The organism is Pseudarthrobacter sulfonivorans, from assembly GCF_001484605.1.
Classification (GTDB): domain Bacteria; phylum Actinomycetota; class Actinomycetes; order Actinomycetales; family Micrococcaceae; genus Arthrobacter; species Arthrobacter sulfonivorans_A.
The window spans coordinates 3851268-3869950 of the sequence record NZ_CP013747.1 but is presented as its reverse complement, the minus strand read 5'-3'; the positions used below and the strand labels follow the sequence as shown (position 1 = coordinate 3869950).

Below are 18683 nucleotides of genomic sequence, written 5' to 3'. Positions count from 1 at the left end.
GGGTCCGGCAGCCGCCGTCGTGATTTTGCGTTGTGGAGTCAGGTGTTACTTGACGATGCCCTTGTCCTTGAGCCAGGTGGCGGCGGCGTCTTTGGCATTTTGCTTCTGGCTGCCGCTGACTGCGCGGTTGAGGTTGACCAGGTCCTCAGTGGTGAGGATCTTCGATACGGCATTGAGCGCGTCCTTGGCCTTGTCGGTCATTTTTGCCTTGTTGTAGAGGGGCAGGACCTGCTGGGCCTTGAAGTTGTTCTTGGGATCCTCCAGCACCACCAGGTCGTTGTCCGCGATGGATGGTGTGGTGGTGTAGATGTCGGCCACCTGGACGTCGTCGGTCAGCAGTGCCTGCAGGGTCAGGTTGCCGCCGCCGTCGCTGAAGGGCTTCAGTGCCTTGAGTTCGCAGCCATAGTTCTTTTTGAGTCCCGGGAAGCCATAGGCGCGGGTTTCGAACGTGGCCGGCGCCGCCATGGTCAGGTCCTTGCAGACCTTGGCGAGGTCCTCAATGGACTTCAGCTGGTACTTCTCCGCGGTGGCCTTGGTGACCACCATGGCGTCCTTGGACTCAGCTTTGGATGCCTCCAGGACTGCCAAACCCTCGGGGAGCTTGCCCGGCAGTGCCTTGTAGATGTCGTCGGCCGAGACCTCGGCAGCTTCAGGATCCACATGCGAGAGGAGGTTGCCGGAGTAATCCGGGACAAGGTCAACCGAGCCGTCCTGGACCGCTTTGAAGTAGATTTCGCGGGCACCGATGTTGGGCTTGGTGGTTGCCGTGACCCCTGCAGCAGTCAGCGCGCCGGCGTAGATCTCAGCGACGATCTGGCTCTCCGGGAAGTCAGCCGAGCCGACCACCAACGAGCCGCCGCCGGCGCTTCCGGCGCTGGTGCTGGGGGTGGCCAACGGGCTCCCGCCGCAGGCTGTCAGCGCGACGGCCAGGCCGACGCCGGCAGCCATGCCAGCGAGTCCCCGGCGGGTAAGGATTGTCCTGGTGTTGTTTTTCATGGGGTGCCTCCTTGAAGAGCAGCTGGCGCAGGCGCGGCAGCTGGGAGATCAGCGGCGGCCTTTTGGCCACCGTGCAGATCGGTTTTGAGGCCAGGCGAAAGAAGGGCTCTTTGCACCGCGGCCAGGATGAGGTCAACAGCGATGGCCAGCCCTGCAATCAGCAGCGACCCGGCAAGCATCCGCGGGAAGTCCTGCAGCGCCAAGCCGTCAAAAAGGTAGCGGCCCAGCCCACCCAAGGGCAGGTAGGCAACCACCGACACTGTGGCGATGACCTGCAGCACGGCGGTTCGAACACCGCCGAACATAACCTGCAGCCCGTTGGGCAGCTCAACCCGGAACAGGATCTTAAGTTCGGTCATGCCCATGGCCCGGGCCGCATCCACCACGGTCCTGTCCACACTCGAAATACCCGCGTACGTTCCGGCAAGGAGCGGCGGCACGGTCAGGATGACCAGCGCCCACACCGGCGGCATCAGGCTGCTTCCCGCCACGAGGGCAAAGAGGACCAGCAGGCCCAGAGTCGGCAGAGCCCGAAGCGCACCTGCCACCGCGACGGCCACCACGCGCCCGCGGCCCGTGTGCCCGATGTAGAGCCCTGCCGGAACAGCGATGGCAGCGGCAATCACGAGGACCAATCCGCTGTACTGAAGGTGCTCCAGGAGCCGGACGGGAATGCCGGAACTGCCGGTCCAATGCAGGGGATCGGCAATCCAGGCCAGGGTGTCCACAAAAATGTTGCTCATGGCGCGGCCCCTGTGTGGATGTTGGCGTCGGCCAGGTAGCTGGCGGCGGAAGGCGCCGCGGGGCCGGACGCTTTAGCGGCTCGGGTCCACGGCGTCAGCAGCCGTTCCAGGACGACCAGCACAGCATCCATCAGCAGCGCGAGCACCAGGATGGCGATGATTCCCACCACCACTTCCGTGACGAAGTTCCGTTGCAGTCCGTCGGTAAACAGCATGCCCAGGTTCCCCACGCCCAGGAGTGCCGCGACGCTTACCAGGGAGATGTTGCTGACGGAGACCACCCGCAGCCCGGCGAACATCACCGGAAGGGAGAGCGGCAGGTCGATCTGGACAAAGCGGAGCCACGGCTTGTACCCCATGGCGATCGCAGCCTGCCGGAGATCCTCCTCCACGGAGTCAAAGGCATCCAGGGCGGCCCGGACCAGCAGCGCCACAGCGTAGATGGTCAGGGCCACAATGACGTTGAGCGGGTCCAGGATCCGCGTTCCGAGAATCGAGGGCAGGATGATGAACAGCGCCAGCGACGGGACGGTGTACAGCAATGAACTGGCGGTCACCACCACCGACCGAAGCGCCGGGTGGGTCCGCGCCAACTGCGCCAGCGGGATGGAAATGACCAGCCCCAGGACCATCGGGATGAGGGCCAGGACCAGGTGCTGGCCCGCCAGTCCCATGACCATGCCGCTGTTTGCCAGGAACCACTCCATCAGAGCGCAGCCTGCCTGACCTGGCGGGCTTCCTCAATGACGCCGAGGACTTCCTGTGCCCTGACGGTCCCCAGGACCTTGCCGTCGCCGTCCACCGCCACACCTTGGCCGGACGGGGACGAAAGGGCCGAGTCCAGTGCGCGCCGCAGGGTCTCGCCGGGGCGGAAGAGTGACCCGCCGGGAATGAGCTCTGAGTCCGTCCCCGGCCTCGCCCAGCCCAAGGGGCGCAGGTCCGGATCCACCACGAGCTGCCAGTCGGTCACCGCAGCGGGATCGCCGGCGAACCGACCGGCACTCATCACGAGCGTGGGCACCGGGTGGATGGTCACGGCGTCGGACGTGGTGAACCCCAGGTGGCGGAAGCCGCGGTCCCGCCCCACGAAGGACGCCACAAAATCATTGGCCGGTGCCCGGAGGATTTCCTCAGGGGTGGCGTACTGGGCCAGCCGGCCGCCGACGGCGAAAACGGCCACCTTGTCGCCGAGAATGGTTGCCTCGTCGATATCGTGCGTGACGAAAACGATGGTTTTTGCGAGGTCCTTCTGCAGCCTCAGAAGTTCCTGCTGCAGTTCATCACGCACCACAGGGTCAACGGCGCTGAACGGTTCATCCATCAGCAGGACGGGTGGATCGGCGGCGAGCGCCCGCGCTACACCGACGCGCTGCTGCTGGCCGCCGGAGAGCTGGGACGGGTAGCGCTTCCCGAGCGCGGAAGCCAGCCCGACGACGTCGAGCAGTTCCGTGGCGCGCTTGCGGGCCTCAGCCTTGGAAACGCCGTTGAGCCGGGGCACGGTGGCGATGTTGTCCAGCACGGAACGGTGCGGCATCAGCCCTGAGGACTGCATGACGTAGCCCATGGACCGTCTCAGCTCCGCGGCAGGAACCGAGGTCACGTCCCGCCCGTCCACGGTGATCACGCCGGACGTCGGTTCCACCATGCGGTTGATCATCCGCAGCGAGGTGGTCTTGCCGCAGCCGGACGGCCCTACAAAAACGGTGATGGAGCCCCTGTCGATGGACATGGTGAGCTGGTCCACAGCGGGCTGCCCGCCCTGATACTGCTTGGTGACGCTCTGGAACTCAATCATGGCTTGGTCCATTCCCGGACTTACCTGTTCTGTTGGACGGCATCGGACAGTGTTGGGTCATAAGCTCACTGATATTTACGGTAACGCAATCCGTTCACAGCGTAACTGGATCCGGAGGCAATCCGGGCAAGAGAATCCCTACTGCAACCATTCGTTGAACAGCCGCCCGCGGATGGGTCCTTCGATCACAAGGTGCCCGTGCTGCGCTTACGCCCGGCCCTGCCCGCGCCTAGAGTTGGACTGTGACCAACTTGGAAGTGGCTCCGCAACAGGAACTTTGTCCGCCCGCAGGCCCTGAGGGGACGTCCGGCCCTTGCCTGCAGCTCTGGCCCGAACGGGAGGTTCCGCTGGGCGGCGTGCGGGCCATGAACGTCCGGCGCACACTCCCGCAGCGCGGCCTGCCCACCATCGGAGCCTGGTGCTTCCTGGACAGTTTCGGTCCGGACCGCATCGCCATGTCCGTACTCCCCCACCCGCACACGGGGCTGCAGACGGTCACCTGGCCGCTTGCGGGGAACATCCGGCACCGGGACAGCGTGGGCAGCGATGTTGTGGTCCGGCCAGGTGAGCTGAACATCATGACCGCCGGGCGTGGGGTGTCCCACTCCGAGTTCGCCGTCCTGCCGGATCCCAACGCCGGCGCGCCGCTGCCCGTGCAGCGCGGCCTGCAGCTCTGGGTAGCGTTACCGGATACTGAACGCCATCGCGAACCTGCGTTCGAGCAGCACCGCGAACTGCCTTCCGTGACGGGGCCGGGTTTCACTGCGACGGTGATGGTGGGCGAATTCGCCGGGGCGGTGTCACCGGCCACGATGTACTCCCCCATCGTCGGAGCGGATATCTCCTGCGACGGCCTGGCCGTCCTGCCGCTGAACGCTCACTTTGAGCATGCCGTCCTGGTGCTCGACGGCGGGCTGACGCTGGACGGGCAGGAGGTCCCGCCCGGGCCGCTGGGCTACCTGGGCGCGGGACGTACGACGCTGGAGTTCCAGGCCCTGCCCGGCACACGGTTCCTCCTGATCGGCGGGGAGCCGTTCCAGGAGGAACTGCTGATGTGGTGGAACTTCGTGGGCCGCACGCACGACGAAGTGGAGCAGGCCCGTGCGGACTGGGAAGCCCAGGCCGCACTGCCTGACGCTGCTGCCCGCGGAGCCCGCTACGGGCTGATTGAAGGGCACGGCCCGGATGCGGGCGCCGAAGCCGGACGCATCCCCGCCCCCATCATGCCGGCCGTCAGGCTGACACCCCGGAAGCGGTCAGTGGGCCCCTGACGCTTCCGAGACCAGCTTCAGGACGCCAAACACAGGGTCCTGGTCCAGGACACGGACATCGGAGACGCCGGCGGCGGCCAGGTGGCTCCGGAAAGAGTCCTGCAGCGGGACCACGTTCATGCCCAGTCCGCTGCCGAGAATTACCGGGCCGTCGATTCCAAGCTTCCGCAGGGCCTGCGCAGCCAGGCCGGCAAGATCCTTGCCGGCCTGGTCCAGCAGCTCCTGGCTGACCATGTGGCCCGCCGCTGCCGCGTCCACCACCAGGCGTGCCTGCTGGGCCCAGTACCGGCGGCCGGTGTCCGGGGAATGGAAGAGCGCAATCAGCCTGTTGGGGTGGTCCACTCCGCACGCGGCAAGCAGCGCAGCAGTCAGCTCGTCCGCCGGGAGTCCCTGGTTCATCCTGCTCAGGCTGTGCCGGACCGCCTCACGGCCGAGCCAGTAGCCGCTGCCTTCATCCCCAAGCAGGTAGCCCCAGCCGCCGGCCCGGGCCTCGTCGCCGGCGGCGTTCCTTCCCCAGGCTGCGGAGCCGGTTCCTGCGATCACGGCCACGCCGGTACTGGCGCCGCCCGCGGCCAGCAGCAGCCGTGAATCGTGGACCACCGTGACTTTGGCTCCCGGAACATGGGGTTCGATCAGCGCGGCCAGGGCTGCGGCGTCGTCGTCGGTGTCAATGCCACCGGCCCCGGCATACACCTGGGCCACCTGGCCGCCGCCGATCCGGGAGAAGAGATCCGCGAGGTTCAGTGCAGCCTGTTCGCGGCTGACGTTCTGGACGTTGGAGCTGCCGGCGGACTCGTCGGCCACGGCAACCCCGCCCTCAAACCTGACGCCGCGGGTCTTCGTCCCGCCGATGTCCAGGCCGATGATGACCCCCGCGAGGGGACCCGGGGCGGCCGCGGACGCGGCGCCGCCCAGCGGGTGGTGTCCGGAAGTTGTGGTCTGGGGGTGTTCGCTGTCAGTCACGTCCCCCAGCCTACTGAAACGCTGGCGGCGAATCGCTGCCACGCCGCGGGACGCCGTCGTGTCCCAACACCGCGCCGCCTATCCCCTGCCTGAACGGGCGGCCACGAGGCCCGCCAGCAATTGCGGGCCCTCCTGCAGGACCATCTCCCGGAAGAAGCGCACAGGATCGGGCTCGGCGTCGGGGCCGGGTTTCCGCCTGCGCCAGCCCAGCCCGATTTCGCGGAACGCCAGGCCGGATTCCAAGGCAAGTTCAACCCAGCCCAGGTTGCCGGTCTCCGGGCTGATGTGGCGCCCCGGGGCATTGCCGCCGGGCGGCAGGATGCTGACGCCAAGTCCCGCGGCGACCAAACCACGGGCGGTGTGGGTGTCCTGGCTTTCGAAGGCGATCCGCGGCCGGAAGCCTGCCTCGCGGAACAAGGCATCCGTCAGTGACCGCATGCCGTACCCCGGCTCCAGCGCGACGAAGGGGTCCCGGCGGATGTCCTGCATCCTGACGCTGTCCCGTCCGGCCAGCGGGTGGCCGTGGTGAACCACCAGCCGGAGGGGCTCACGGTAGAGCGACGCCGAGCAGATGGTGCTGCTTGCCGCCGGAACAGGTGCGGTCAGGGCCAGGTCCGCCTGGCCCGAGGCGAGCTCTGAGAGGCAGGTGTCCCGCGCCCCCTGGCTGAGGATGAAGCCGGCCTCCGGGTGGCGGCTGCGGAAGGCACTGATGAGCAGGGGCAGGGTGGCCTCCCCGAACGTGTGCTGAAAGGACAGCGACACCTTCCCCCGCACCACATCCGACTCGTGCCGGACCAGGTCCAGTCCGGCCTGGAATTCCGCCAGGGCCGACTCGATGTACGGCAGCAGCGTCCGGGCGGCCGCTGTGAGGCGGATGCCCCGACCGTCCCGGATCAGCAGTTCTGTTCCGACGACGGCGCTGGCCCGGGACAGCGCCCGGCTCACCGTTGACTGGGGTACTCCCAGGAGCTCGGCCGTTTCCGTGACGTGCTGGGTCCGGCCCAGTTCAGCCAGGATGGGGAGCAGCGGCAGGAGCTTCACCAGCTGTTTGTGGTCCGCGTGCATGGGCTCCACCTTTCAAACGTTCCACTCTGGATATGAATTGTGCCTAAAAGATGCATTGGAAGCATACATTGCCGAAGCCTACCCTTGAGCTATGCCACAGAATGCCGCAGCCCCCGGAACCTTCAGTCCAGCGCAGGATCACTGGGCGGGACATCCCAAAGGCTCCGCTGCCTACAACAAGATTCTGGCCGGCCTGGCCTTCGCGGGCGTGGCAACGTTCGCCCAGCTCTACTCCACCCAGGCGGTCCTGCCGCTCCTGGCGGCAGACCTGAAGGTCACTGCGGCAGAGGCCGCGTTGACCATTTCGCTGGCCACCGTGGGCCTGGCCATCACCGTCATTCCGTGGTCCTTCCTCGCGGACAGGATCGGCAGGGTCAAAGCCATGGCATGGGGCATCTCCGCCGCCACTATCCTGGGCTTGCTGGTACCGCTCGCCCCCACTTTCGGCGCCCTGCTTGCCTTGCGGCTGCTGGAAGGCATGGCGCTGGGCGGGATCCCGGCCATCGCCATCGCCTACCTGAACGAGGAAGTGAACAGGGCGCATGCGGCCATGGCAGCGGGCAGCTATGTTGCCGGCACGACGCTGGGCGGACTGGCAGGCCGGCTCGTGGCAGGCCCGGCAGGTGAGCTGTGGGGCTGGCGCACAGCCGCCCTGGCGGTTTCCTTGCTGGCAACAGTGGCGGCCGTGCTCTTCCTGGTCCTGGTCCCGAAGGCGAAAGGGTTCACCGCCGCCAACGCCGCCGGGCTGCGCGGCGCCATGGCGACGCTCGGCGGGCATGTGCGCAATCCACGGCTGCTGGCGCTCTACATCCAGGCCTTCCTGATGATGGGCGGGTTTGTGGCCGTCTACAACTACCTCGGCTTCCGGCTGTCCGCTGAGCCTTTCACGCTGCCTGCCACCCTGATCAGCCTGATCTTCCTGGCGTACCTTTCCGGAACGTTCTCTTCCCGCTGGGCCGGCGGGTTGACGGCCAGGTTTGGCCGCAGGAATGTGCTGCTTGCTGGCATCGTCCTGATGGTGGCCGGGCTGGCGCTGACGCTTACGCAGCTGCTCGCCCTCATCCTTGCCGGCCTGGTGATTTTCACCGGCGGCTTCTTCGCGGCCCACAGCATCGGCGCAGGCTGGACCGGAAGCATCGCCACCACCGGCCGCGCCCAGGCATCGTCGCTCTACAACCTGGCCTATTACCTGGGCTCTAGCGTCATCGGCTGGGCGGGCGGACTGGTGTTCCAGTCCCTGGGCTGGACGGCGCTTGCCGGGGCAATCATGGCCCTAGCGTGCATCACGGCGGTGACAGTCGCCGTCGTACATCCCCGGGGGAACGACGAATCCGCACGGGCCGCCACACAAGGGCAGGCGGAAGCCGCGCGGCCGTAGAACTATCCGCCATTAAATGGCAAGTGTGTCTGGCGATTGTTCGGCAGGGAAGGTTGCGTTCCGGGGTGATCAACAGGAATCCGGCGTCTAGGATGAACTGACGGACATTCAAGGAGATTCCATGAGCAGCAACCCAAAAAGCATCCGGCCGGCCAGCCACTTTGAGCCGCTGGATGCCATCGATGAACGGCTTCTGGCCGCCTTGGTGGACGATGCACGGATCTCCAACAAGCAGTTGGCAGAACTGGTGGGCATTGCACCGTCCACCGCGCTCATGCGGACCCGCGCATTGTCCGAACGTGGCATTGTCCAGGGATTTGAGGCGAAGCTCAGCCTCTCGGCCATCGGCAGGTCCGTCCAGGCGCTTGTGGCCGTCCGGTTGCGGGCCCACGACAGGGACCAGATCGACCGCTTCACCGCCCGCGTTCCGCACCTGCCCGCGGTCCTCTCCACCTTCCACACGTCAGGCTCCGTGGATTACCTGCTGCACATCGCCGTCGCCAGCACCGAGGACCTGCGGGACTGGGTCCTGGACAATCTCGCCACCGACCCCGTGGTGGGCCACACCGAGACCACCCTCGTCTTTGAGCACATCCAGGGGAACCACGGCCCGCTGCCGGACTAGGCTGTCCGCTGCAGCGCAGTCCGAAGCGTGACGGCGGACAGCGCCAGTGCGGCGGCGCTGCACAGCACTACGAAGCCCGTGACCGCCGTCGGCAGCCCGAACACCGCTGTGGCCCAGCCCAGCCCGATGACGGGCACGGCGCTGCCCAGGTACGTGATGACATAAACGGTGCTGATGACCTGGGCGTGCTGTGACGATTCCACCTTGGCGGCCACATCATTGAAGACCGTCCGGAAGGCGACCCCCTGGCCCAGCCCCGCACCGACGCTGGCGGCGGCGAGCATCAGCGGACTGCTCCAGGCGGCCGCGGCAGCCAGGAGCAGCACCGAGGCGCCCAGGACCGCCAGCCCCGCGGGCACCACAAAGCGGCCCCGCACGGACAGCACCTGGCTCACGGCGGAGGCGGCCAGCGTCATCCCGGCCAGGGCGCCGATCAACGGCCGTGAATCGGTCTGAATGATCGGGGCGAAATAGGCCGGTGCCAGCGACAGGCAAAATCCAAAGACGGAGAAGCTGAGGAAGCCGACGGCGGCCGCAAGCCAGAAAGCGCCCCTCGCCTCGGTGGATACCGAAGGCCGGCGGGGAGCCAGGACCAGGACGGGCCGCCGGCCGACCGGAGGCTTGATGGCCGGCCGGGCCTGAAGCAGGTACAGCGGCACCAGCATTGCCGCCAGGACGAGCGAGTGAACATAGTACGGGGCCGTGGTGGGCCCGGGCAGCAGCGACAGCAGGCCGCCGATGACGGGACCTGCAGCCACGCCTCCCGCCGTCGCCAGCAGGGTGAAACGGGTGGCCCACTCCGGCCGGGTCGGGAGCAGTTCCCGCAGTGCGGCTGCGCTGGCACCCGTTGCCAGGGCAACGGCCACACCCTGAAGGGCCCGTCCGGCAGAGAGCGCCACGAGGTTTTCGGCCTGCGAGAAGACCCAGCTGCCCGCCAGTCCGGCGAGTACAGCCAGGATGAGCGCCGCCCGCCGGCCGATGTGGTCCGACCAGTGCCCGGCCAGCATCAGCGTTGCCACCAGGGCCAGGACATAGCTGGCAAAGGCCGCCGTGACGCCGAGTGCCGAGAGGCCAAGGTTTGCCTGGAGCAGCGGATACAGGGGCGTGGCCAGGTTCGCACCGACCAGCAAGGTGAAGATGACGGCGCCGGCCATCACCAGCCGTGCGGTGGTGGATGCATCCCAGCCCTGGCGCCCGGCGGTGGCCGGACGCATGCGGAGTTCATTGAAGACTGTCATTGGCGCTGCCTTGGCGTCGACCGGGGAGGGAGGTCCTTGTGGGAGGCCGCCCCGGGGGAAATTGATACCTAAAGAATGCTTCAGAGGTGACCGTTTGGGCGCTTGTCCGTGGAACAATTGAGCAAAATACGCAATTTTTGGTGTCTCCAATAACTGAAAGTGACAGTTTGCCTACCCTTGATCCCACTGACCTGAAGATCCTCCTGGAACTCATCCACGATCCCCGCATCCAGATCGGCGAGTTAGCCGAGGCGCTGGGGATTGCGCGCAACACAGCGCAGACGCGGGTCCGGCGCCTGCTCCGGGCCGGAGTGCTGCACGACGGCGGCCGCGAGATCGACCTCGAGGCCGTGGGGTACGACGTCGTCGCCTTCGTCACGATCGAAGTGACGCACCGGGAACTGGACGGAGTTGTGGGCGCCCTCCGGCTGCTCCCCCAGGTCCTGGAGGTCCATGAGATCTCGGGGCGAGGCGACGTGTGGTGCCGTGTGGTGGCCACCGATACGCACAACCTGCAGTCCGCCCTTCGCCAGATCCTCCGCATCAAGGGCGTCATCCGGACCGAAACTGTCCTGGCTCTCCACACCCATATTCCTTACCGGACCGAACCCCTGATCAGGCGCCTCGCACAGGCCGTGCCCGGTACGCCAACACGGCCCAAGCAATTGTCCGGGCGCGGCGGCGGGCCCGCCGAAGGCAGTTAGGATTCGAGCATGGATTGGCTTTCGCATATTTCACAGATCAACTGGTTCGCCGTGGCGCTGGCCTTCATTTCGAGCATGGCCATCGGCTTCGTCTGGTACATGCCGGCCGTGCTGGGTAAGCGGTGGATGGCCGCCATCGGAAAGACTGAAGAGGACCTCAAGAACATCAGCGGCGGCGCGGGAATCTGGGTTCCCATGATGGTCGCCGCTGCCCTGACCGCCGTCCTGCTGGCCGTCCTGATCAGCAAACTGGGCCTGGACAACGCCGCGGCGGGCGGCGGGTTCGCCCTGGTGCTCGCGCTGGTGTTCCGCGCTGGCGGACATGTCATCCATAACGGATTTGCAGGCCGCCCGACGGCTGTGACCCTGATCGATTCCGGCCACGACCTGCTCGCCATGACGCTAGCCGGCGCAATCATCGGGGCTCTGTCCTGACGTGACCATCATCGACAACGCCGTCTACGTGGACGGCGTCCGCAGCGCGGAGCCGGAGAGCCTGGAACAGACCTTCGAGACCCTCGCCCATCATGGGGGCATGGCCTGGATCGGGCTGTACCGGCCCACGGCGGCGGAAATGAGTGCCGTGGCCACCGAATTCGGGCTTCATGCCCTGGCCGTGGAGGACGCCATTTCGGCGCACCAGCGGCCCAAGCTTGAACGCTACGAGGACAACCTCTTTACTGTGCTGCGCCCCGCGCGGTACCTGGATGCCACCGAGACCGTGGAATTCGGCGAGCTGCACATCTTCACGGGCCGGAACTTCGTGGTCACCATCCGCCACGCCGAAATGGCCGGCGTTGCCCGCGTCAGGCGGCGCCTGGAAGGCCGACCCGACCTGCTCCGGCACGGCCCGGAAGCCGTTCTCTACGCGCTGCTGGACCTGGTGGTGGACGACTACGCACCGGTAGTGGCCGGGCTGGAAAACGACATTGACGAGATCGAGGACCAGCTCTTCAGCGGTGACAACACCGTCTCCCGCCGCATCTATGAACTGGCCCGGGAAGTCATCCAGTTCCAGCGCGCCATCCATCCCCTGCCGGACATGATGCAGCAGCTCAAGCGTGGCTTTGAAAAGTACGGCGTGGACTCTGAACTGCAGCACAGCCTGCGGGACGTCGAGGACCATGTGGAGCGGGTCATCTCGCGCGCGGATTCATTCCGTGATCTGTTGCAGAACGCCCTCACGCTGGACGGAACGCTGACCGCCAACCGGCAGAATGAGGCCAGCGCCAAACAGAACGAACAGGTGAAGAAGATCTCCTCCTGGGCGGCGATCTTCTTTGCGCCTTCCTTCGTAGCAGGGGTCTACGGAATGAACTTCGACCACATGCCCGAACTCCACTGGGTCATTGGCTACCCGATGGCCATCGCGCTGATGGCCGGCACCGCAGGCCTGATGTACGCCATTTTCAAGAGGAAAGGCTGGCTGTAGGGCTGGAGGCGGTGCGTCGCCCTCAGGCTCCCCGGAGCCTCAGGCGACGTGGAGTTCCACACTCCCGTGGCCTGAGTTCGCGGCGCCGAACACCAGCCGGCGGTTGGCAATCTTGTCGGTGAAGAATCGGTCGTGGCTGACCACCACCACTGCCCCCGGGAAATGCAGCAGGGCACGCTCCATAACCTGGGTGCTGGAGAGGTCCAAGTGGTTGGTGGGCTCATCCAGCAGCAGGACCGAAGCACCCGAGAGCAGGCATTGGGCCATGGCCACGCGGGCACGCTGGCCGCCTGAGAGGTTGCCGATCTTCTGCTTCAGATCAGCTTCGGAGAACTGGAACATGGCCAGGAACCTGTTCACTGACTTCTTCGTCGCCGTCAGGGCCAGGCTCTCAGGCATCGCGTTGACCGCATGGGTGACCGTGTCGTCGTCGTCCAGTTCCTCCAGCACCTGGTTGTAGGAGACCATTCCGGCGCCCTTGGCCCAGGCCACGCTGCCTGAATCGGCCGGCTCTTCGCCGGTGAGCGCCCGGAGCAGCGTCGTCTTCCCGCTGCCGTTGGATCCGATGACGGCGATGCGGTTGCCGCGCCCGATCTCGAAACTGAGGCCGCTGAACAGCGTCCTGCCGCCGTAGGCCTTGCTCAGGGATTCCACCCGGCACAGGACATCCTTGACGTACAGGCCGCCGTATATCTCCGTGATGATCTGGTCCACGGGCCGGGGCGCCCGGGACTTCTTGATCCTGGCCAGCTGGTTTGCCAGTCCCTTGCCGGCCGCCTTGGCCGCTTCCCGCCGGTCGGAGATGCCTTCGGCCTCGAAGGCCAGCAGCTCGGACTCGTGAACGAACTGGCTCTCCAGGCTCTTGAGCTTGAACTGCTTCGCCACCACGTATTCGGCGAAGTTTCCCGGGTATTCGTGGAGGTGGAAGTTCTCCACTTCGATGATCCGGGTGACAACGGAGTCCAGGAACTTCCGGTCGTGCGAGACGATGATCGCAGCGCCTTTGAAGGTCCGGAACCAGCCTTCCAGCCATTCGACGCCCGCCACGTCAAGGTAGTTGGTGGGTTCATCAAGCAGGAGGACATCCGGGGCTTCCAGCAGGATCTTTGCCAGCGCTGCCCGGTTCCGCCAGCCGCCGGAGAGCTCATCGATGGCGCACGTGCGGTGGTGGTCGCTGAAGCCGAGGGTGGTGAGTACTTTGTCGATGCTGCGCTGATAGTCCCAGCCATCCAGCCGGTCCATCGCCTCAAAGAGTTCGGACTGGCGGTGGATCAGTTCATCCAGCCGTGCTGCGTCTGAGGAGTCGGCGGCGATGGCCGCGTCGATGCCTGCGAGCTCGGCTTCGATCTCTTTCACATGGGCGAACAGCCCGTCCAGGACCTCCGCGATGGTGGATTCGCCGTTCAGCTCCGAGAACTGCGAGAAGTATGCAGCCTTGGTTCCGAGCTCGACGGCGACGGTCCCGGAATCGGGAGCCACCTGGCCCTGGATCAGCTTCAGGATGGTGGACTTGCCCGAACCGTTCTTGCCGATCAGGCCGACCCTGTCCCCTGCTTCAAGCTTGAAAAAGGCTTCGCGGAGAACCTGGGTTTTGTCAAAGCTCACGTTGACGTCGTTCAGCCGGATCAAACTCATTGATGGTGTCCAATCCAGTGCTAGCTAGCTGCGGGCCTGGGAAACACGGTTCTGGCCAGACAGATGATGTGTGGAGCTAAGGAGATTCGAACTCCTGACCTCTTCGATGCGAACGAAGCGCTCTACCAACTGAGCTATAGCCCCGGAATAGTCCGCGTCCCCGGGAAGGAACGGCGGTACCGGTGACCTTAGGCTACAAATTTTCGTCCCGCATTGCGAATTGACACTCCGCGCCCGCACTGACGACCGGGGCTGGGTCTGCTTCGGGCGGACCCGGTGAGGTATCAGGCGCGGCGGCGCTGCAGGACGTCGTCGAGGTTGCTCAGGGCGCTCTGCGCCTTGGTGAGGGGCTTGGCGGCGGGCGCGCCGGGCGTGGCTGCGGGAACGCCCTGCTTCAGGGACGGCTTACCGACGGCTTTCGGCGCCTCGGGAAGGTCAAGCGGCTGGGGCGCCGGGCGCTCGGCCTTGGCGGCCTCAACGTACACCGGCTTTGGCACGTCCACCGGTTCCCAGGTTGTGACGGCCGGCTCCAGCGAAGCGGCGGCGGCGCTGGCATCTCCGGCGGCTACCGCAACAGCCAGTGCGGCTTCCCGGAGCTCCATCGCGGTAAGGGGCTTAGGCTTCGGCTTGGGCTGGTGGGCCTCTGCGTCAAAGAGACGGCTTTCCGGCCGGGCGGCGGGACGCGCCGCGGTGTCCGCGGCGGCAGATCCCTGACGCCGCACGGGAGCGCTCATCGCTGAGCGGAACGCGGCGTTCACCTTCGCTTTGCGGTCCCGCACAGCCAGGAAGCGGAGCAGGGCCACAGCTGCGACGGTGGCGGCAAGGCCGGTGACCGGCAGCAGGGCGCTTCCGATTCCGAACGGCAGAAGAACACCCGAAACAAACGCGGTCAGCAACGCCAGGACACCAACGAGTGCGATCCCTGTCCTGCCATAGCGGATCCGGAACGCGCCGCGCGTCGTCGCGTTGCCGGACGTTTCCGTGGCGGTTTCGGGGCTCTTCCTGATCTCCATGGCTTTCTCCTGCTGGGCGGCGATGTTCAGTACCGTCCCGGCTCTCGGGTCCGATGATTCAATGGCTGGTACTTCCGTCAGGAAGTCGCCAGCGGCCTGGGCCTGGTGCCGGCGGTTCCGCAGAACGTAGGGCGCAACCCATACGATCCAGAGCACAACGGCAACCACAAGGATCACTGAGCTGCTTAGGGGGAAGTCCACAATCAAAACCGTATGAGCATTAGGGCAGCCGCCCCCGCATTAGCCACGGTGTGTCGCCGGCAACGTGGCAATTCATTGGATTTATGACCTTGGAAGTACCATGGCCGGTTCGGGTCCGGCGGGTCAGGGCCGGGACGCGAGCCACGGGGCGAGCAGCCCTTCCGGGACCTCGTCAGCGGTCAGCGCGAAGGACCGGTGGTCCGCCCACTCGCCGTTGATGTGAAGGAAGCGTGGACGGTAACCTTCGTCGCGGAATCCCAGCTTCTCAACCACGCGCAGGCTGGGGCCATTCTCGGGCCGGATGTTGATCTCCATCCGGTGCAGGCCCAGGGCCTGGAAACAATGGTCAGTGGCCATGGCCACCGCCGTGGGTGCGATGCCGTGACCGGCGCGGGCCTGGTCAACCCAGTATCCCAGTGTCGCCATCATGGCCGAGCCCCACACAATCGAGGACACAGTCAGCTGGCCAACGATGACCGGGGCCGCCAACCTGGGCGTGCGCTCAGTGATCAGGAACGGCAGGGCCGTCCCCTGGGCGGCCTGGATTTTCAAGGACCGCACCATCTGCCGGTAGTCAGGCAGGGCACCGCCAGGTGCCGGATTGGATGCTTCCCAGGGCGCCAGCCACTCGCTGTTGCGCCCCCGGACCTGGGTCCATTCCTTCTTGTCCCGGTACCGGATGGGGCGCAGGATCAGGTCGCCGCATTCGAGTGTTACGGGCCAGATGGGTCCGGGGCGCACGGCAGCTATTTAGCGAGGCCGGCCGTGAAGCCCGGCAGCCACTCCCGCAGGCCGGGGCCGAGGTCGTCGCTGTCAATGGCGAGCTGGACGCAGGCCTTGAGGTAGCTGAGCTTGTCACCGGTGTCGTAGCGGCGGCCGCGGAAGACCACGCCGTAAACTCCGTAGCCGTCACCTTCGCCGGCTGCCAGTTCCTGCAGGGCGTCGGTCAGCTGGATTTCCCCGCCCCGGCCGGGGCCGGTGTGCTCGAGTACGTCAAAAACTGCGGGGTGGAGGACGTAGCGGCCAATGACGGCCAGGTTTGAGGGCGCCTCGTCCACGCTGGGCTTTTCGACGAGCTTGTTGATCCTGACGTAGCCTTCACCGTCGATCTCCTGCACATCGGCACATCCGTAGGCACTGATCTGGGAGGGCTCCACCTCGATGAGGGCCACCACCGATCCGCCGGTCTTGGACTGGACTTCGATCATGGTGCTGAGGAGTTCGTCCCGCGCATCGATCAGGTCGTCGCCCAGGAGGACTGCAAACGGTTCGTTGCCGACGTGCTGCTTTGCACGCAGTACTGCGTGGCCCAGGCCGTTGGGGTCACCCTGGCGGACGTAGTGGATGTCACCGAGGTTGCTGGCTGCCTGGATGGACTCAAGCTTCGCCAGGTCGCCCTTGGCTTCCAGGGTGTCCTCCAACGAAGGAACCCTGTCGAAGTGGTCCTCCAGGGCACGCTTGTTGCGTCCCGTGATCATCAGGATGTCGTTAAGGCCAACATTGACAGCCTCTTCAACCACGTACTGGATGGCCGGCTTGTCCACCACTGGGAGCATTTCCTTGGGCATGGCTTTTGTGGCCGGCAGGAACCTGGTGCCGAGTCCGGCAGCGGGAATAACGGCCTTGCGTACTGTCTGCTGAGTGGTAGTCACTGGACTAATCTAACGGAGGGGCTGACCATTCAGTAATTATTGGTGGCTCCTGAGCCAATGCGGCGCAGACGCTGCAACGGCCACCCTAACGGCAGAGAAGGAACGGCATGTCCCAAGGAAGTAGCGAAGCCAAGGCGGACATCCGCGCACGCCATCGTGCGCGCCGCGCCGCGACGGACGCCACCCAGCGCGACGCGGCCGGTGCCGCCCTGGCCGTCCACGGCGCCGCATGGGCCGAACAACTGACCGGTGGGACGCCGTCGACCTTTTGCGCCTACCTGGGCGTGGTCCCAGAGCCGCCCACGCTGCCCCTGATCAGCGAACTCCACCGGCATGGCCACACCATCCTGCTCCCTGTCTGCGAGCCCGGCCGCCGGCTGAGCTGGACGTACTGGACTCCGGGCGTCGAGTTTGTCCGCAGCCGCTATGCGCCGGTGCTGGAACCAGCCGGACCGCGCCTTGACCTCGGCATCATGGCGTCCGTTGCCGCCCTCTTCATCCCCGCCACGGCGGTGGACAAGGACGGCAACCGCATAGGCCAGGGCGGCGGCTACTACGACATCCTGCTGGGTTCCCTCGCCGAAGACGGCCCGGAGATCCCGCTTGCGGCCATCGTCTTCGATTCCGAACTGCTCCCGGCCGGAAGCATCCCCGCCGAAGACTTTGACCGGAGGGTTCCGGCTGCGCTCACGCCCTCAGGTTTGATCCGGCTGCCGGACCCGGCCTGAGGCAGGGCTACTTTCCGGGGTGATAGAATTGGCACTCAGGCCCTTCGACTGCTAATGGACGGTTTCCGCTCAACGCAGTACAGGACCTCTCGTTTGCCCCCGAGGAGGATCACCAGTGCCCACTTATGCCTACGCCTGCAAGGATTGCGGCCACGCCTTCGACGTTTTCCAGTCGTTTACCGACAGCACCCTGACTGCATGCCCGGAGTGCCAGGGCGCCTTGCGCAAGAAGTTCAACAGCGTGGGTGTGGTCTTCAAGGGCTCCGGTTTCTACCGGACCGACTCCCGGGATGCCAAGGGAAGCACTGTTTCGGCTGCCCCTGCCGCCCCCGCGGCCGCACCGGCGCCGGCACCTGCCACCGCCGCTGCCGCCAGCTGACCTCCGGTCCAAAAAGACGTACGACGCCGGCGGCACGGTTGTCCACATAGGCACCTTCGCTTCTGTCGGACGTGGTTGCCGGTACGTAGCGTGGTCCGTATGCCCGCTACCCTCTTTCGTTCCGGCCGCGGATCCGCCCCGCCGGGACGCCCGGCCCGCCGCCCGCTCCCGTCAGCACGCCCTCGGGGCGCGCGCGGCCACAGGCTGTTGTCCTGGCTGGGCCGGAACCGGCGCCTTGCGATAGCGCTCCTGCTTTGCCTTGCTGCCGGGATCACGGTCCATCAGCTCACTCCCCCGCCCGCCGACACCGTCTCGGTGTTGGCCGCGGCGCGGGATCTCCCCGCGGGAACGGCCTTGACAGCCACGGACCTGACGGCAACGAAGATCCCGCCGGGGATGCTGACCGCCGGATCCATGTCCCACACCAGTGAAGCCGCGGGCAAACAACTGGCCGCCCCTCTTCGGAAGGGCCAACTGGTAACGGACTCCCTGCTGCTGGGTCCCGGCCTCCTGACCGGCACGCCACCGGGCTCCGCAGCCGTGCCCTTGAGGATGGCCGATCCCTCCTCCATCCAGCTGGTATCGCCCGGGCAACTGGTCAACGTGGTCCTGACCGGGGCGAACGGCTTCGACCAGCAATCCCCCTCAGAAGTGCTGGCTTCCTCCGTTCCCGTCCTGTGGACGTCGGGACAGGGCGGCAAGTCGGGTCAGTGGCTGGGCACGGGCGAGACCGACGGGCTGATCGTCGTGGCGGCAGCCCCGGAGCAGGCTGCCCGACTGGCCGGGGCCTCCACGCAGGGCAAGCTGTTTTTCGTCCTGGTGGGACCCGAGGGCGGTGCCGGATGACGCCGTCAGAGCCTGGTGG

General features: G+C 66.2%; 20 protein-coding genes and 1 tRNA gene. 9 read left to right on the top strand and 12 right to left on the bottom strand.

Annotation, left to right across the window (positions count from 1 at the left end):
* Positions 1-45: 45 nt before the first annotated feature.
* Genes AU252_RS17575 through AU252_RS17560 form a run of 4 tightly spaced genes read right to left on the bottom strand, consistent with a single transcriptional unit; the run spans position 46 to position 3546 of the window.
* Entirely contained in the window at positions 46-996 is a 951-nt protein-coding gene (locus tag AU252_RS17575; protein WP_058931823.1) for an ABC transporter substrate-binding protein, read from the bottom strand.
* Entirely contained in the window at positions 993-1739 is a 747-nt protein-coding gene (locus tag AU252_RS17570; protein ID WP_058931822.1) for an ABC transporter permease, read from the bottom strand. The genes AU252_RS17575 and AU252_RS17570 overlap by 4 nt, the downstream gene beginning before the upstream one ends.
* Positions 1736-2446 carry an ABC transporter permease gene (locus tag AU252_RS17565; RefSeq protein WP_058931821.1) on the bottom strand — a complete coding sequence of 237 codons (711 nt, stop codon included), beginning with the start codon at positions 2444-2446 and terminating at the stop codon, positions 1736-1738. Before AU252_RS17565 ends, AU252_RS17570 begins: the two co-directional genes overlap by 4 nt.
* Complete coding sequence (locus AU252_RS17560; RefSeq protein ID WP_058931820.1) at positions 2446-3546, bottom strand: ABC transporter ATP-binding protein; 1101 nt, start codon at positions 3544-3546, stop codon at positions 2446-2448. Before AU252_RS17560 ends, AU252_RS17565 begins: the two co-directional genes overlap by 1 nt.
* Positions 3547-3776: 230 nt before the next feature.
* Here AU252_RS17560 and AU252_RS17555 point away from each other — a divergent pair, with 230 nt between their 5' ends.
* Positions 3777-4805 carry a pirin family protein gene (locus AU252_RS17555; RefSeq protein ID WP_058931819.1) on the top strand — a complete coding sequence of 343 codons (1029 nt, stop codon included), beginning with the start codon at positions 3777-3779 and terminating at the stop codon, positions 4803-4805.
* On the opposite strand, the gene AU252_RS17550 is transcribed toward AU252_RS17555, so the two are convergent.
* Positions 4791-5720: an N-acetylglucosamine kinase gene (locus tag AU252_RS17550; protein ID WP_058933029.1), complete on the bottom strand. Its 930-nt coding sequence runs from the start codon at positions 5718-5720 to the stop codon at positions 4791-4793. The two genes, AU252_RS17555 and AU252_RS17550, sit on opposite strands and share 15 nt — an antisense overlap.
* Before the next feature lie 126 nt (positions 5721-5846).
* Complete coding sequence (locus AU252_RS17545; RefSeq protein WP_058931818.1) at positions 5847-6833, bottom strand: LysR family transcriptional regulator; 987 nt, start codon at positions 6831-6833, stop codon at positions 5847-5849.
* A gap of 91 nt (positions 6834-6924) precedes the next feature.
* Here AU252_RS17545 and AU252_RS17540 point away from each other — a divergent pair, with 91 nt between their 5' ends.
* Together AU252_RS17540 and AU252_RS17535 are read left to right on the top strand one after the other, a co-directional pair.
* The gene (locus AU252_RS17540) at positions 6925-8211 is read left to right on the top strand and encodes an MFS transporter (RefSeq protein ID WP_058931817.1); all 1287 of its coding nucleotides are present in this window, start codon (positions 6925-6927) and stop codon (positions 8209-8211) included.
* Between the two features lie 121 nt (positions 8212-8332).
* Entirely contained in the window at positions 8333-8836 is a 504-nt protein-coding gene (locus AU252_RS17535) for an Lrp/AsnC family transcriptional regulator (protein WP_056344094.1), read from the top strand.
* Here AU252_RS17535 and AU252_RS17530 read toward each other — a convergent pair.
* A complete protein-coding gene (locus tag AU252_RS17530; RefSeq protein WP_058931816.1) occupies positions 8833-10074 on the bottom strand; it encodes an MFS transporter in 1242 nt (413 codons plus the stop codon). The genes AU252_RS17535 and AU252_RS17530 overlap by 4 nt on opposite strands.
* Positions 10075-10241: 167 nt before the next feature.
* Between AU252_RS17530 and AU252_RS17525 the strand changes: the two genes are divergently transcribed.
* Genes AU252_RS17525 through corA form a run of 3 tightly spaced genes read left to right on the top strand, consistent with a single transcriptional unit; the run spans position 10242 to position 12210 of the window.
* The gene (locus AU252_RS17525; RefSeq protein ID WP_058931815.1) at positions 10242-10778 is read left to right on the top strand and encodes an Lrp/AsnC family transcriptional regulator; all 537 of its coding nucleotides are present in this window, start codon (positions 10242-10244) and stop codon (positions 10776-10778) included.
* Positions 10779-10787: 9 nt separating this feature from the next.
* Positions 10788-11213, top strand: coding sequence for a DUF1761 domain-containing protein (locus tag AU252_RS17520; protein ID WP_058931814.1), 426 nt, complete (start codon positions 10788-10790; stop codon positions 11211-11213).
* Between the two features lies 1 nt (position 11214).
* Positions 11215-12210, top strand: a complete 996-nt coding sequence (gene corA / locus AU252_RS17515; protein ID WP_058931813.1) for a magnesium/cobalt transporter CorA — start codon at positions 11215-11217, stop codon at positions 12208-12210.
* A 39-nt stretch (positions 12211-12249) separates the two neighbouring features.
* On the opposite strand, the gene AU252_RS17510 is transcribed toward corA, so the two are convergent.
* The 5 genes from AU252_RS17510 to galU all read right to left on the bottom strand — a co-directional run bounded on the left by AU252_RS17510 (position 12250) and on the right by galU (position 16711).
* Positions 12250-13845 carry an ABC-F family ATP-binding cassette domain-containing protein gene (locus tag AU252_RS17510; protein WP_058931812.1) on the bottom strand — a complete coding sequence of 532 codons (1596 nt, stop codon included), beginning with the start codon at positions 13843-13845 and terminating at the stop codon, positions 12250-12252.
* Positions 13846-13916: 71 nt separating this feature from the next.
* Positions 13917-13989, bottom strand: a tRNA-Ala gene (locus tag AU252_RS17505).
* 140 nt (positions 13990-14129) lie between these two features.
* The gene (locus AU252_RS17500; protein WP_058931811.1) at positions 14130-15035 is read right to left on the bottom strand and encodes a hypothetical protein; all 906 of its coding nucleotides are present in this window, start codon (positions 15033-15035) and stop codon (positions 14130-14132) included.
* Positions 15036-15182: 147 nt separating this feature from the next.
* Entirely contained in the window at positions 15183-15800 is a 618-nt protein-coding gene (locus AU252_RS17495) for a GNAT family N-acetyltransferase (RefSeq protein WP_058931810.1), read from the bottom strand.
* 5 nt (positions 15801-15805) lie between these two features.
* On the bottom strand, positions 15806-16711 hold the full coding sequence (galU, locus tag AU252_RS17490; RefSeq protein WP_058931809.1) for a UTP--glucose-1-phosphate uridylyltransferase GalU: 906 nt from the start codon (positions 16709-16711) through the stop codon (positions 15806-15808).
* Positions 16712-16818: 107 nt separating this feature from the next.
* Between galU and AU252_RS17485 the strand changes: the two genes are divergently transcribed.
* From AU252_RS17485 to cpaB, 3 genes are all read left to right on the top strand, one after another.
* The gene (locus tag AU252_RS17485) at positions 16819-17439 is read left to right on the top strand and encodes a 5-formyltetrahydrofolate cyclo-ligase (protein WP_058931808.1); all 621 of its coding nucleotides are present in this window, start codon (positions 16819-16821) and stop codon (positions 17437-17439) included.
* Positions 17440-17554: 115 nt separating this feature from the next.
* Positions 17555-17818: an FmdB family zinc ribbon protein gene (locus AU252_RS17480; RefSeq protein WP_058931807.1), complete on the top strand. Its 264-nt coding sequence runs from the start codon at positions 17555-17557 to the stop codon at positions 17816-17818.
* Positions 17819-17917: 99 nt separating this feature from the next.
* Positions 17918-18664, top strand: a complete 747-nt coding sequence (gene cpaB, locus AU252_RS17475) for a Flp pilus assembly protein CpaB (protein ID WP_058931806.1) — start codon at positions 17918-17920, stop codon at positions 18662-18664.
* Positions 18665-18683: the final 19 nt, after the last annotated feature.